This is a genomic window from Confluentibacter lentus (assembly GCF_002806995.1).
Lineage (GTDB): Bacteria > Bacteroidota > Bacteroidia > Flavobacteriales > Flavobacteriaceae > Confluentibacter > Confluentibacter lentus.
In genome coordinates, this window is the sequence record NZ_NIHE01000006.1 from 95593 (window position 1) to 108178 (window position 12586).

General features: G+C 34.2%; 15 protein-coding genes. 7 read left to right on the forward strand and 8 right to left on the reverse strand.

All coding sequences use genetic code 11. The features are described 5' to 3' along the window. Positions 1–2 precede the first annotated feature (2 nt). Positions 3–1079, forward strand: coding sequence for a peptide chain release factor 1 (gene prfA, locus CDH50_RS11870; RefSeq protein ID WP_100612498.1), 1077 nt, complete (start codon positions 3–5; stop codon positions 1077–1079). Between the two features lie 94 nt (positions 1080–1173). Beyond that, positions 1174–1989, forward strand: a complete 816-nt coding sequence (pyrF, locus tag CDH50_RS11875; RefSeq protein ID WP_100612499.1) for an orotidine-5'-phosphate decarboxylase — start codon at positions 1174–1176, stop codon at positions 1987–1989. Between the two features lie 24 nt (positions 1990–2013). Here pyrF and CDH50_RS15125 read toward each other — a convergent pair whose 3' ends face one another. From CDH50_RS15125 to CDH50_RS11885, 3 genes are all read right to left on the reverse strand, one after another. Continuing rightward, positions 2014–2160, reverse strand: a complete 147-nt coding sequence (locus tag CDH50_RS15125) for a hypothetical protein (RefSeq protein ID WP_157804981.1) — start codon at positions 2158–2160, stop codon at positions 2014–2016. Positions 2161–2238: 78 nt separating this feature from the next. Further along, the gene (locus tag CDH50_RS11880) at positions 2239–2436 is read right to left on the reverse strand and encodes a Lacal_2735 family protein (RefSeq protein WP_100612500.1); all 198 of its coding nucleotides are present in this window, start codon (positions 2434–2436) and stop codon (positions 2239–2241) included. 80 nt (positions 2437–2516) lie between these two features. Continuing rightward, positions 2517–3218, reverse strand: coding sequence for a DUF4197 domain-containing protein (locus tag CDH50_RS11885; RefSeq protein ID WP_100612501.1), 702 nt, complete (start codon positions 3216–3218; stop codon positions 2517–2519). Positions 3219–3379: 161 nt separating this feature from the next. On the opposite strand from CDH50_RS11885, the gene CDH50_RS11890 reads away from it, so the two are divergent. Beyond that, positions 3380–4855 carry a catalase gene (locus CDH50_RS11890; RefSeq protein WP_100612502.1) on the forward strand — a complete coding sequence of 492 codons (1476 nt, stop codon included), beginning with the start codon at positions 3380–3382 and terminating at the stop codon, positions 4853–4855. After that, positions 4856–5440 (forward strand): hypothetical protein, encoded by a 585-nt coding sequence (locus tag CDH50_RS11895; RefSeq protein WP_100612503.1) that lies wholly within the window; start codon positions 4856–4858, stop codon positions 5438–5440. It abuts the gene before it with no gap. Here CDH50_RS11895 and purU read toward each other — a convergent pair. Next, positions 5437–6288, reverse strand: a complete 852-nt coding sequence (gene purU / locus CDH50_RS11900) for a formyltetrahydrofolate deformylase (protein WP_100612576.1) — start codon at positions 6286–6288, stop codon at positions 5437–5439. The genes CDH50_RS11895 and purU overlap by 4 nt on opposite strands. Before the next feature lie 513 nt (positions 6289–6801). Here purU and CDH50_RS11905 point away from each other — a divergent pair. Then, positions 6802–7380 carry a Crp/Fnr family transcriptional regulator gene (locus CDH50_RS11905; RefSeq protein WP_100612504.1) on the forward strand — a complete coding sequence of 193 codons (579 nt, stop codon included), beginning with the start codon at positions 6802–6804 and terminating at the stop codon, positions 7378–7380. A 246-nt stretch (positions 7381–7626) separates the two neighbouring features. Here the strand turns inward: CDH50_RS11905 and CDH50_RS11910 are convergent, their stop codons facing one another. Beyond that, complete coding sequence (locus CDH50_RS11910) at positions 7627–8022, reverse strand: hypothetical protein (RefSeq protein ID WP_100612505.1); 396 nt, start codon at positions 8020–8022, stop codon at positions 7627–7629. A 117-nt stretch (positions 8023–8139) separates the two neighbouring features. Here CDH50_RS11910 and CDH50_RS11915 point away from each other — a divergent pair, with 117 nt between their 5' ends. Next, positions 8140–8583, forward strand: coding sequence for an Lrp/AsnC family transcriptional regulator (locus tag CDH50_RS11915; RefSeq protein WP_100612506.1), 444 nt, complete (start codon positions 8140–8142; stop codon positions 8581–8583). Here CDH50_RS11915 and CDH50_RS11920 read toward each other — a convergent pair. Both CDH50_RS11920 and CDH50_RS11925 read right to left on the reverse strand, forming a co-directional pair. Next, on the reverse strand, positions 8580–9548 hold the full coding sequence (locus CDH50_RS11920) for a YpdA family putative bacillithiol disulfide reductase (RefSeq protein ID WP_100612577.1): 969 nt from the start codon (positions 9546–9548) through the stop codon (positions 8580–8582). The two genes, CDH50_RS11915 and CDH50_RS11920, sit on opposite strands and share 4 nt — an antisense overlap. Next, on the reverse strand, positions 9548–10753 hold the full coding sequence (locus tag CDH50_RS11925) for an MDR family MFS transporter (RefSeq protein WP_100612507.1): 1206 nt from the start codon (positions 10751–10753) through the stop codon (positions 9548–9550). Before CDH50_RS11925 ends, CDH50_RS11920 begins: the two co-directional genes overlap by 1 nt. Positions 10754–11125: 372 nt before the next feature. On the opposite strand from CDH50_RS11925, the gene CDH50_RS11930 reads away from it, so the two are divergent. Next, positions 11126–11731 (forward strand): DUF1684 domain-containing protein, encoded by a 606-nt coding sequence (locus CDH50_RS11930; RefSeq protein WP_100612508.1) that lies wholly within the window; start codon positions 11126–11128, stop codon positions 11729–11731. A 4-nt stretch (positions 11732–11735) separates the two neighbouring features. On the opposite strand, the gene CDH50_RS11935 is transcribed toward CDH50_RS11930, so the two are convergent. Further along, a complete protein-coding gene (locus CDH50_RS11935; RefSeq protein WP_100612509.1) occupies positions 11736–12581 on the reverse strand; it encodes a glycosyltransferase family protein in 846 nt (281 codons plus the stop codon). Positions 12582–12586: the final 5 nt, after the last annotated feature.

Below are 12586 nucleotides of genomic sequence, written 5' to 3' on the forward strand. Positions count from 1 at the left end.
AGATGTTAGAGAAATTACAAATAATAAAACAGCGTTTTGATGAGGTGAGTGATTTGATCATTCAACCGGATATTATGACCGATCAAAAGCGTTATATAGCACTAAATAAAGAATATAAAGACTTAAAAGTTCTGATTGATAAGCGTGCCGAATATATAGAAGTCACTAATAATTTAGCCGAAGCTGAAGAGATGCTTTCTGATAAAAGCGACCCAGAAATGGCTGAAATGGCCAAGATTCAGTATGAGGAAGCCAAAGCGCGCATTCCCAAATTGGAAGACGAAATAAAATTCCTTTTAATACCTAAAGACCCAGAAGACACTAAAAATGCGGTGGTGGAATTACGTGCCGGAACGGGTGGGGATGAAGCTAGTATTTTTGCGGGCGATTTATTTAAAATGTATTCCAAATATTGCGAAAGCAAAGGTTGGAAAGTGGATACGGTAGATTTTAGTGAAGGTACGAATGGTGGTTTCAAGGAAATCCAGTTTGAGGTTACGGGAGAAGATGTTTACGGAACGTTGAAGTTTGAAGCTGGTGTACACCGTGTACAACGTGTGCCACAAACCGAAACTCAAGGGCGTGTACACACCAGTGCGGCCACAGTGATGGTATTTCCAGAAGCCGAAGAATTTGATGTGGAAATTAACCCAAAAGATGTGCGTATTGATTTTTTCTGTTCGTCAGGTCCGGGAGGCCAGTCGGTGAATACGACGTATTCAGCCGTGCGTTTAACCCACATTCCAACAGGATTGGTAGCACAATGTCAAGACCAAAAATCGCAACACAAAAACAAAGAAAAGGCGTTTAAAGTATTACGTTCCCGTTTGTATGATATAGAATTAGCCAAAAGGCAAGAAGCAGATTCTGCAAAGCGAGGCAGTATGGTGTCGTCTGGCGATAGAAGTGCTAAAATTAGAACTTATAATTATCCGCAAGGACGTGTTACCGACCATAGAATTGGATTAACATTATACGATTTAGGCAATATTGTAAATGGGGATATTCAACGTATTATCGACGAATTGCAGCTAGCTGAAAATACAGAGAAGTTGAAGGCTAATAGTGATGTGATGTAACTGTCATTCCTGCGCAGGCAGGAATCCACAACTTTATGATTTCGTTTTAATTAAAAAGATTCCTGCCTACGCAGGAATGACAAAAATAGATTAAGTGACAACAAACCAACTCATATCAGAAATTCAAAAAAAGAAATCCTTTCTCTGCATCGGTCTGGATGTTGATTTAGATAAAATCCCGACGCATTTATTAAATGAGGAAGATCCTATTTTCGCATTCAATAAAGCTATTATTGATGCCACGCATGAGTTGTGTGTTGCTTATAAACCCAATACGGCATTTTATGAAGCTTATGGTTTAAAAGGTTGGAAATCGTTAGAAAAAACAATTCAGTATTTAAACGAATTTTATCCTGAAATTTTCACGATTGCAGATGCCAAACGTGGTGACATCGGCAATACCAGTAGCATGTACGCCAAAGCCTTTTTTGAGGGTTTGGGTTTTGATAGCGTTACTGTAGCTCCTTATATGGGCAAAGATTCCGTTGAGCCTTTTTTAGCATTTGAAGATAAACATACTATTTTGTTAGCCTTAACATCTAATGAAGGCGCCTTCGATTTCCAAACAAAAACGGTTGATGGAAAAGAATTGTATAAACAGGTTTTAGAAACGTCAAAAACCTGGGAAAACTCCCATAATTTGATGTATGTAGTAGGTGCTACAAAAGCAGAATATTTGACGGATATTAGAAAAATAATCCCTAATAGCTTTTTATTGGTTCCAGGCGTTGGTGCCCAAGGTGGCAATCTTCAAGAGGTTTGTAAATACGGAATGAATGAAACGGTGGGGTTGTTGATTAATTCTTCTAGGGGGATTATTTATGCGTCTAATAAAGAAGATTTTGCAGAAATAGCGGCACAAAAAGCCTTAGAGCTTCAACAAGAGATGGAAGCTATATTAAATAAATAGTTTAAAACAATTTGTGTTAGTCATTTAAAAGTTGGCACTTAAGCTTTCAGGATAGTCAATTTTGCTGGTATCTTCAACAAAATTCACTACCATTTTTTCAAGTTCTTTCAGACTAATCAATTTACTTACGTTTGGCTTAATTTTACCAACTCTACAAAAATGGGGACTCATAACTTTGTTCTTTATAATACAAAGTACGAGCCTTGTTGTGTTTTGGATGTAAGTCAAAGGTTAAATAAATGTAAAAAATTAAAGTTTGTGTAAAGTCTTTTCTCTGGAAAGATATTTGAGTTCATTCAATTTGTTAAGAAGTTTTACAGCTTTGAATTCAGAAATATCACTTAAAGCCGCATCTATTTGCCTTAAATTGTAAGCTTCCTCAACAAGTTCCTTGTATTGCTTGCTAAGTTTGGTTTGATGTTTCTTTATGAGATTAATTCGATTCATTTAATTGCTGAATAACAGATAATTAAATATACATTATTTTTTTGAATTTAAAAAAAATAATGATTTTTTGTCTTAATAATTTAATCTTGTAAAGCAAAAACCCTTTTTAATAAATCGGTTGTTCTGGAAGAAAAATTGGTTCGAATCTCTTTTTCTTCAATAGCAATCATGGTGTAAACCCCTTTTAAAGCTTCTTTGGTAACATAATCTGTTAAATCTGGATTCACATCTGCCGTTAGAGGCAACGCATTGTATCTGGTAATTAAATTGCTCCAAATTTTATCGGCACCCACTTTACTAAAAGAGTTTTTAATTACCGGGTTGAATTTCGAATATAAAGTCGTTTCGGTTTTACTTGTTAAATATTGTGTGGCAGCATTATCACTTCCCAATAAAATATTTTTAGCATCGGCAAACGTGATGCCTTTTACGGCATCTACAAAAATAGGTGTTGCTTCTTTAACGGCATCTTCGGCAGCCCTGTTAAGCACCTTCAGACCATCATCTGCCAAATTGCTTAAACCTACATCCCTTAATGCTTTATCAACTTTTTTTAATTCATCAGGCAATAAAATTTTAACCAATTCATTTTTAAAAAAACCATCCGTTTGGGTCAGTTTGCTGACTTGTTTATCAATTCCAAAATCCAATGCTTGTCGTAAGCCAGATGCAATTTCTTCATTGTCAATAGTGCCTTGTGGAAGTTGGTTAATGACTTGTTGTAACTCGGCGCAGGATGAAAGTATAAACAATGTAAAAAGGGCGATACAGGATTTTTTCATAGTACTAGGTTTTAATAGTTTCAAAAATTTGAAATTATCTGTTCAGGTATAAAAATAGATTAAATCTATCTAAATATTAAAACAATTGATTTATTTTATTTCGAATTCAAAGCTCTTTTTGGTAAATTTATAGGGATTGATTAACTCTAAAACATATACCAATGACTAAAAAGACCTTAACAACCGCAGCAGGTGCGCCTGTGACCCATTATGAAGATTCCCAAAGTGTCGGACCCAGAGGCCCACTTTTGTTACAAGATTATTTTCTGCATGAGAAATTAGCGCATTTTAATAGAGAGCGCATTCCTGAACGTATTGTTCATGCTAAAGGTTCTGGTGCTTATGGTACTTTTACCGTAACCCACGATATTTCTAAGTACACACGGGCTAAAGTTTTTTCTGAAATTGGCAAAAAAACCAAGGTCTTTGTACGTTTTTCGACCGTAGGTGGCGAAAAAGGATCGGCCGATACTGAACGTGACCCTAGAGGTTTTGCAGTTAAATTCTATACAGAGGATGGTAATTGGGATTTAACGGGTAACAATACGCCTGTATTCTTTATAAAAGACCCTAAGAAATTCCCCGATTTTATCCATACCCAAAAACGCGATCCTTACACCAATTGCAAATCCCCAACCATGATGTGGGACTATTGGTCGTTAAATCCAGAAAGTTTGCATCAGGTTCTTATTTTAATGTCTGATAGAGGAACGCCAGTCGGCTATCGTTTTATGAATGGTTATGGAAGCCACACATTTTCTATGGTAAATGCTGAAAATGAGCGTGTTTATGTTAAGTTTCATTTTAAAACGGCACAAGGCATTAAGAATTTTACAGATGCTGAGGCAGCCGACATGAAATCTAAAGACCCAGATTTTTCACAACGTGACTTGGTTGATGCCATCGATAACGGTCATTTTCCTAAATGGAATTTGAAAATTCAGGTGATGACCATGGAACAAGCGAAAACGTTTCGATGGAATCCATTTGACTTAACCAAAGTTTGGCCACATGGAGATTATCCATTGATTGATGTGGGTACCATGGAGCTAAACGAAAATCCAGACAACTATTTTGCACATGTAGAGCAGTCCGCTTTTGCTCCTGCTAACGTGGTTGATGGCGTTGGTTTTTCTCCAGATAAAATGCTCCAGGGCAGAATTTTATCCTATCCAGATGCCCATAGATACAGAATAGGGGTTAATTACGATTCGCTTCCTGTTAATAAATGCCCTTTTGCGGTCAATAATTACCATAGAGATGGTGCCATGCGCTTTGATGATAATGGTGGAAAGTCTCCCAATTATAGACCAAATAGTTTTGATGATATTATTGAAGACCAAAATTATAAAGGAACACCGTATGAACTTGAAAGCAATGTTGTGGCGTATTTTGACAGGAATGAAAATGATAATGACCACTATACCCAGCCAGGAAATCTATTCCGTTTAATGACAGATGACCAAAAGAAGAACACCATTAGTAATATTGTTGGTGCTATGAGCGGTATTTCCGGGCCAAAAAGAGATGAGATTATAAACAGACAATTATGTCATTGGTTTAGAGCAGATCACACATTAGGTGCAGCTATTGCAGAAGGTTTGGGTGTAGAAGTTGATATGGAACTTTTAAGGTAATTGAAAGTGGAAGATTCCCAACTTAAAATTTTAAATATCTCTGGAAAAGGGTTCAAAAAGCAGCTTCTTATTTCTTCAAAGGAAGTGTCGACTTTACATGTCTTTTTGAAAGAGATTATTAATGATAGCGTAATGATAATAAACACCAATGTTGGGTTGGATGTTTATTATCATTCATCATTATGCTATAAAGATTTAATCGTGAATGCATTTTTGCTTTTAACGACTTGTAAAGGAAAATCTATGGACGATTTTCATATAAAATCCTTAAATTCTGAATCTGACATTGAAAACGAAACCAATCGGTTTTTTGAAAAACTCATTAAAAACCCTTTGTTGTTTAAAAGTTATACCAAGAGTTTATTCAATCAATTGAAAATAAATTACAGCAACAATGTTGAGCTGATAGATGAATTGCTTGCTTTGTGGCAGAATAAAATTTTAGAAACAAATCTCGATAGCAATATATTAAAGATCATGGTGCCCTATATAATAAATCTGCAAGGCACTTATTTTGAAACGCTCAATCAGCCCATATTAAAGTCACTTGCAAGGGAAACATTAAAAGAAGCAAGATTTAATTAAGAGAAGATAACGGTTTTGTTATTGTAAACCATCACTTTTCTATTGGTGTGCAATTTAACGGCGTTTGCAAGTACAATTTTCTCTAAATCGCGCCCTTTTGCAATTAAATCTTCAATGGAATGGGTGTGGGATACTCTCGTTACACCTTGATCGATAATAGGGCCTGCGTCCAATTCTTCGGTCACATAATGGCTGGTAGCTCCAATAATTTTAACACCCCTTTTGTAAGCAGAATGGTAGGGTTTGGCACCTACAAACGCTGGTAAAAACGAATGGTGTATATTAATGATTTTGTTAGGGTACTTAGCTATTAATTTTCCAGAAACAATTTGCATATAGCGCGCTAAAACAATAAAGTCTATGTCATGATTTTCAAGAAGTTCCAATTGTTTGTTTTCGGCTTCTGTTTTATTCTCTTTTGTGACTGGAATATGATAAAAAGGGATGTTGAAACTATCTGCAATGGATTTTAAATCTTTGTGGTTGCTTATTATGAAAGGAATTTCCAAGAAAAGTTCACCAGAATTATAGCGTCCTAATAAATCATATAAACAATGGTCGTATTTTGAAACAAATAAGGCCATTTTTGGTTTGATATCTGAATAGATACGCCATTTCATATTGAATTTAGCTGCTAAATGAGTTTTAAAGGATTCTTTAAAAGCTTCAGTAGAAAAATTAGCAGTTTCAAATTCACTTTCAAGCCGCATAAAAAAGATATTTTGCTCTCTATCTACATGTTGATCTATATAAACAATATTGCCTTCTTTTTCAGAAATGAAATTTGTTATGGAAGCAATGATATTTCTTTGGTCCTTGCAATGGATTAAAATGGTAATCTTATTCATGTGATTTAAAATAATTTCGGCGGATAAAATTACCCAAAAATATTTAACAATAACAATAGAATGCGATTTTACATTTTTCATTAAAGCCCAATCGATATTTCGTCGCTTATTTTTGCAAATATTTGTACGTCAAAGAACGAATCGAACGCTTGAACTAATTTAGTTTCAGAAAATAGTTGGACTCAATATCTCGGATTAATTTTACGGTATTAAACCCAAATAATTTAACCTTCTCACCTATGGAAACTACTTTAAACTACCATTTTAAGAGACAATCAGAAAATCATTTAGATTGGCTGATAAATATTATCAAATCTGAAAAATATTATCAAGTTGAAGGTAATATCATTAATTTTAATAATAGTGCTTATATAGATTAAACCAATCCATTTTAATACAACCTCAATCCTTATGGACATTTAAATTCCATAAGGATTTTTTTTAATTAAGTTTTGAGGCTTTGATAATATGGTAATTGATTCATTAATTATATTTGAAAATTAATTGATTCTTATGCCAACGACTAAATACAATCATTTTTTTAGTATTATTTTATTAAATTCCATCTATCCATTATCAAAATCACTCAATAAATTTTTATCAAATGCACTTGTTTTCTCTCAGTATAAAAAAGGGGATTATATAGTGAGAAGCGGTGATTTTTGTGATAGGGTTCATATCATAAGAAAAGGTTTGGTACGTGGTTATTTCAAGTATAATGACAAAGACATTACTACTTGGGTAAGTGTAGATAATGAGCTGGTCACCTCAATATCTGGATATTTTAAAAAAGAACCTGCATTGGAGAACATTCAATGCCTCGAGGATACATTTACTGAAAGTTTAAGTTTTGATGATATGCATTATGCCTTACAGAACTTTAAGGAAATGAATCACTTAAATAGAATATTGATGGAGTATTATTATCTTCATGCAGAATACCGTGCCTTTATGGCTAGAATACCTACTGCTAAAGATAGATATGAGTATTTCTTAAAAATCACAAATCCTGAAATTATTAAACGCCTGCCTAATAAATATTTGGCATCATTACTTAATATGCGACCAGAAACCCTATCGAGATTAAAATAGGAGAAGTATTTAAAAAATAAATAATAATTGACATATGTCAATGCGGTATAAACTTTTTAAAAATTTAATGAATTTCATACAATACATTAGCATTACTTTTCATACTTGAAATGTATGGATGTAAATTGCTATATATCAATAAAGTTTATTGTTTTAGGTTAAGCAATATAACTAACCGAAAACACCCATCTGCTGATGGGTGTTTTTTTTATGTTAATATATTTTGTGAAAAAGTATAGTTGTGTATTATAAACTCAACATCCAGTTTCGTTGAAGCTTCTTGAATTTCCTTAATTCAGCACGTAAAATAGGTAGAAAATCTTTGCCATTACTATTGGAACGTTCAAGTCTATACGAGTTTTTGTAAAGTAAATTGGTAAGTCGTCTTAACGAGGCAATATGCTTGTGCTTTCTGTCTGAATACCGTTCCAATTCAGCATTTACGATTTCTGGAGCCAAGGAAACGGATTGCTGAACAATATCACCTGAAAAATAGATGTTTATATCTTCAGAACCATCCTCTTTTAAATTGGATAAATCGTGATTTAAATACACGGAAATATTTTGAGACAACGCAAAGATTTCCATCGCCTTTTTATAAATAGGCAATTCATACAAATGTGTAGGTGTATTAGACAACATGTGGCTCAAGCAATTTTATTCAAAATTACTCACTAATATGCGTAATCTACTTTAGAATTTAAAGTAAAATTGTATATTTGGTTTAATATTTAATTATTTATTGTTAAAATTCCTTAGATGAAAATAGATAATCTTAATTGGAAAATTTTAAAATGCCTCCAGCAAAATGCAAGGCAGTCTAATGCGGAGATTGGCAGACAAGTGGGAGTGAGTTCGCCAGCGGTTTCAGAGCGCATTAAAAAGATGGAAGATTTAGGGGTTATCCAAGGGTATAATACTCTGATATCGCCTTTTGAAATTGGCTATCAATTAAAGGCAATCATTACCATGAGAGCGTTTATGGGTAAATTAAAACCGTTTTTGGAAAAGGTAAAAACCTATGATGAAATTGTGAATTGCTACCGCATTACCGGTGATGAAAATTTTGTGATGGAAGTGGTCTTAAAAAATCAAAAACACTTGGAACAATTCATAGACCAACTGATTGTTTATGGCGAAACAAAAACCCAAATTGTGCTCTCCCATGTGGTGAAGCAAAAGGAATTAAAACCTGTTATTTAATTGGTATTGTTCCCAATGTGATTGGCAATCATTTTTGCATGAATCCTTGAGTTTTCAATAAACCATTTATGCGTTTCATTCCCTCCGCAAATAACGCCTGCTAAATACAGTCCTTTAATGTTGGATTCCATTGTTTCTGGATTATATGTTGGTATCTTCCTGTTATCCTCAGAAAGCGTGATACCACTCTCTTTTAAAATTTCAAAATTTGGTAGATAACCCGTTAATGCTACCACATAATCATTATCTAAAGTGATTAATCCTTCAGGTGTTTGAATGTCAATACTATGTTCATCAATTTTTATAACTTCCGAATTAAAATACGCTTTAATACTGCCTTCCTCAATACGGTTTACAATATCCGGTCGCACCCAATATTTTACACGTTCCCCAATGTTTTCACCTCTAATAACCATGGTCACACGGCCACCTTTACGCCAAATTTCCAAGGCGGCATCTACGGCGGAATTGCTGGCACCAATCACCACCACATTTTGCAAAGCGTAATTATGGGCTTCTTTGTAATAATGCGTCACTTTGGGAAGATGTTCTCCGGGAATATCTAATAATTTAGGAATATCATAAAACCCTGTACAAATAATGACCTTTTTTGAGGCATAGCCATTTTTGCTCGTTGAAATTGAAAAACCATCACCTTCTTTTTTAATGGAGTTCACCTTTTCATATAAATTAATGTGAAGTTTATTGGAAGCCGCAACACGTCGGTAATATTCCAAAGCTTCATCTCTATTAGGCTTCGGATTATTGCTGATAAATGGAATATCATCAATCTCCAATTTCTCAGAAGTAGAAAAGAAGGTCATATTCCTAGGGTAATTAAATAACGAATTGGTAAGCGTGCCTTTTTCAACAACTACGTAATCCCAGTTTCTTTTTTTACATTCTAAAGCGCAGGCAATCCCAATGGGGCCTGCGCCAATAATGATGATGTCTTTTTCTGTTATCAAAATGTCGATTTTATTAAATGTTTATTTAAGCTAAATAATATCAGTGCACAAACCAGTGCAATGCCACTAATAATATACCATGTGGTATCAAAACCATGCGCATTTGTCATTTGTAATCCAGCATTATGTCCAAAAATATGGGCTATGGAAAACGAAATGGAATACAGCGCCATATATTCACCTTGGTTTCCTTTTTTAGCCCGGTCTGCTGCAAAGGCATTCGAAAAAGGGAACGCAACCATTTCGCCAAAAGTCATGAGCAACATTCCAACAATTAAAATCCCAGACCAAGCGGTTAAATTAAGCACCAATAAGCTGATTCCTGTTAAAAGCGCTCCAAAAAACATAAGTCTCAATTTGGTATATCTGGTATGCTCCAACCATTTTATCAATGGCATTTCAAAGATAAAAATAAGAAATCCATTTAAACCTAGGATGATGCCTATTTCTAGTTCACTTAGTTTATGAATATCATTATAGTAAATGGGAATGGTTGAAAAATATTGTAAAAATACAATCCCGAAAAGTGTCATGGCCACTAAAAACACTAAAAAAGCCTTGTCCTTGTAAGCCGAGATTGGATTATCGTTCACAATGGTATCTAAAACCTTTGCTTTTTTCGGATTTAAAACCTGAATCATTAATAAAGCAGCTAAAATACAAGTAATGCCATCTACCCAAAATAAACCAGCATAACTCAAACCTGTAATAATAAGTCCGCCCACAGCAGGTCCCGCTGAAAACCCTAAGTTTATGGCCAGCCTAATGAGTGTTAAGGAACGTATTTTATTTTCGGGTTTGCTATAGGCATTTAGAGCCACAAAAATAGCAGGTCTAAACGCATCAGCAACAAGCATCACAACAAAAACACCAAAACAAACCGAGGCAAAATCATCTGCTAATTGTAAAGCGATAAAAAGCAATCCGCTAAAAAACAGACTTCCAACCATCACTTTGTAATAGCCTATTTTGTCGGTCAATTTTCCACCTAACCAAGAACCGGCTACCGAACCCAAACCAAAAGCGCTCATAATCCAACCTACTTCGCTAATACTAAAATGCAAATCTTCCTTTAAGTACAAAGACAAAAAGGGAATTACCATAGTTCCTGCTCGGTTTATAAGCGTGATTAATGCCAGCCACCAAACTTCTTTTGATAGACCTTTAAAGGTGTTTAAGTAATTGTTGAATAATGTTTTCATCCTTTATAATCCCTCCAATGAAGGGTATTTTTATAATTAATTTAAGTGTCACATTGAGCGCCGTCGAAATGAATTAAAAAATGTCATTTTCAATATTTTCGACTTTAGTTTATCTTGAGCGCCGTCGAAAGGCTCAGACTGACATTAAAATATCTAAAACAAAAAAGTCCGACTGTGAAGTCGGACTTTTTAAATATTGTTATAGATGCATTCATATCACCACAATACATAAAAAGCCCAACTCTTATCTTTTAAAGAGGTGGATGGCTTCATACAAATGGTGACGTTGTGACGCATATTAATTTTTATTTTTTGATGCTTCAAATTTATATAAAATATTCTTTAGTTGTATTTTTGAAATAAATTTTTTAAATGAAGCTGTTAGTTACCTTATTGATATCTATAATTTGCCTTACAGGTTGTGCCCAAGACAAACGCCCTATTAAAGGCGATACGGAATTTCAGCGTGAGTTGAATGCCGAATATAAAGACGCTTCAAAATCGCCTTTAAAAGCTAAGGATCGGAAAAAGTTTGAAGGTCTAGACTTTTTTAAATTTGATGCTGCTTACGTGGTGCAAGCACGTTTGGAACGTACACCAGACTCTAAATGGTTTAATATGCGAACCACCACAAGCAGAGTGAGCAAAGAGCGTATTTTTGGGATTTTGCATTTTGAATTAAAAGGAAAACCATACCAATTAAATGTGTACCAAGGTGAAGAAACCATGAAACTAGAAGGTATGGGAGACTATTTGTTTTTACCTTTTTTAGATGAAACCAACGGTATGGAAAGTTATGGTGGCGGCCGTTACATCGATTTACGAATACCTAAAGGTGACACCATAGAAATAGATTTTAATAAAGCTTATAACCCGTATTGCGCATACAACGACAAATATTCTTGCCCTATAGTACCACGAGACAATTACTTAAAAACAAGAATTGAAGCAGGAGTTAAGGCATTTGGAGAACATTGATAATTTAGTTTTTCACTAAAGAATATACCCTTATCCTAAAGCCCAATAGCATCTTCTTAAATTTCGATTTCACATACTGCGTTGGTGTATAACAGTTAATCAACTTTGGATTTATGTAAATTTTAAATCCTTTTTCTTTAATCTGCTTATTCAGTGCTACATGTTCACAGATTTCATAACCATTATCGTCAACACCAATATATCTAACATCATAAAGTGTATGTCGTTTGTAAATTGCTAATCCGCTAAAGGCTGAATCTACTTCAAATGGTTTAAGCGATTTTTGGAACCAAAACATTCTTGATTTAAGCGCTTTTCTTCTTGCTTGTTTTGATTTTAAACCTAATTCATTTACCATAAAATGATATACTTTCCAACAGTCGTTAGGAGAAATAAGTGGATGCCTTAAGGCCCATAAGTCGTAATAAAATCCTTTCTGATTTGCTGTGCACACGTCCCAATCGCTAATTTCCCAACATGATGCTATGTTTTCTTTAGTAAGCAATTTGTTCATTCCATCCAAGTCCGAAACCAAAACGTACTCTGTATTCTGAAACAACTTATTATTTTCTAACTCTTCCAGGTATTTGTTTCTACAAAAAGCTAGTCGTTCCGTTCTTACAGGAATAAGACTTTCTAACTCACCCAATGTGATATAATGGAAATTTTTAATCGTATTTTTAAGATATTCCAGTTTCTCCAGAGTATTGTCATTGCTGTCTGATTCAATAATTAGAAATTGGACATTATTGTAATTGTTTAGTGCTTTTTCTAAACGTTCTATCTCACTAATAATAAATTCTCCACAATTTCTTGCAATCCCGACCACAGCAATATTATTGAAATTCATATTAG

Bases quoted from the DNA above. Each gene is read 5' to 3' on its own strand.
- prfA (WP_100612498.1), top strand. From the start codon at position 3: ATGTTAGAGAAATTACAAATAATAAAACAGCGTTTTGATGAGGTGAGT.
- CDH50_RS15125 (WP_157804981.1), bottom strand. From the start codon at position 2,160: ATGAGTCCCCATTTTTGTAGAGTTGGTAAAATTAAGCCAAACGTAAGT.
- CDH50_RS11880 (WP_100612500.1), bottom strand. From the start codon at position 2,436: ATGAATCGAATTAATCTCATAAAGAAACATCAAACCAAACTTAGCAAG.
- CDH50_RS11885 (WP_100612501.1), bottom strand. From the start codon at position 3,218: ATGAAAAAATCCTGTATCGCCCTTTTTACATTGTTTATACTTTCATCC.
- CDH50_RS11890 (WP_100612502.1), top strand. From the start codon at position 3,380: ATGACTAAAAAGACCTTAACAACCGCAGCAGGTGCGCCTGTGACCCAT.
- purU (WP_100612576.1), bottom strand. From the start codon at position 6,288: ATGAATAAGATTACCATTTTAATCCATTGCAAGGACCAAAGAAATATC.
- CDH50_RS11905 (WP_100612504.1), top strand. From the start codon at position 6,802: ATGCCAACGACTAAATACAATCATTTTTTTAGTATTATTTTATTAAAT.
- CDH50_RS11910 (WP_100612505.1), bottom strand. From the start codon at position 8,022: ATGTTGTCTAATACACCTACACATTTGTATGAATTGCCTATTTATAAA.
- CDH50_RS11915 (WP_100612506.1), top strand. From the start codon at position 8,140: ATGAAAATAGATAATCTTAATTGGAAAATTTTAAAATGCCTCCAGCAA.
- CDH50_RS11925 (WP_100612507.1), bottom strand. From the start codon at position 10,753: ATGAAAACATTATTCAACAATTACTTAAACACCTTTAAAGGTCTATCA.
- CDH50_RS11930 (WP_100612508.1), top strand. From the start codon at position 11,126: ATGAAGCTGTTAGTTACCTTATTGATATCTATAATTTGCCTTACAGGT.
- CDH50_RS11935 (WP_100612509.1), bottom strand. From the start codon at position 12,581: ATGAATTTCAATAATATTGCTGTGGTCGGGATTGCAAGAAATTGTGGA.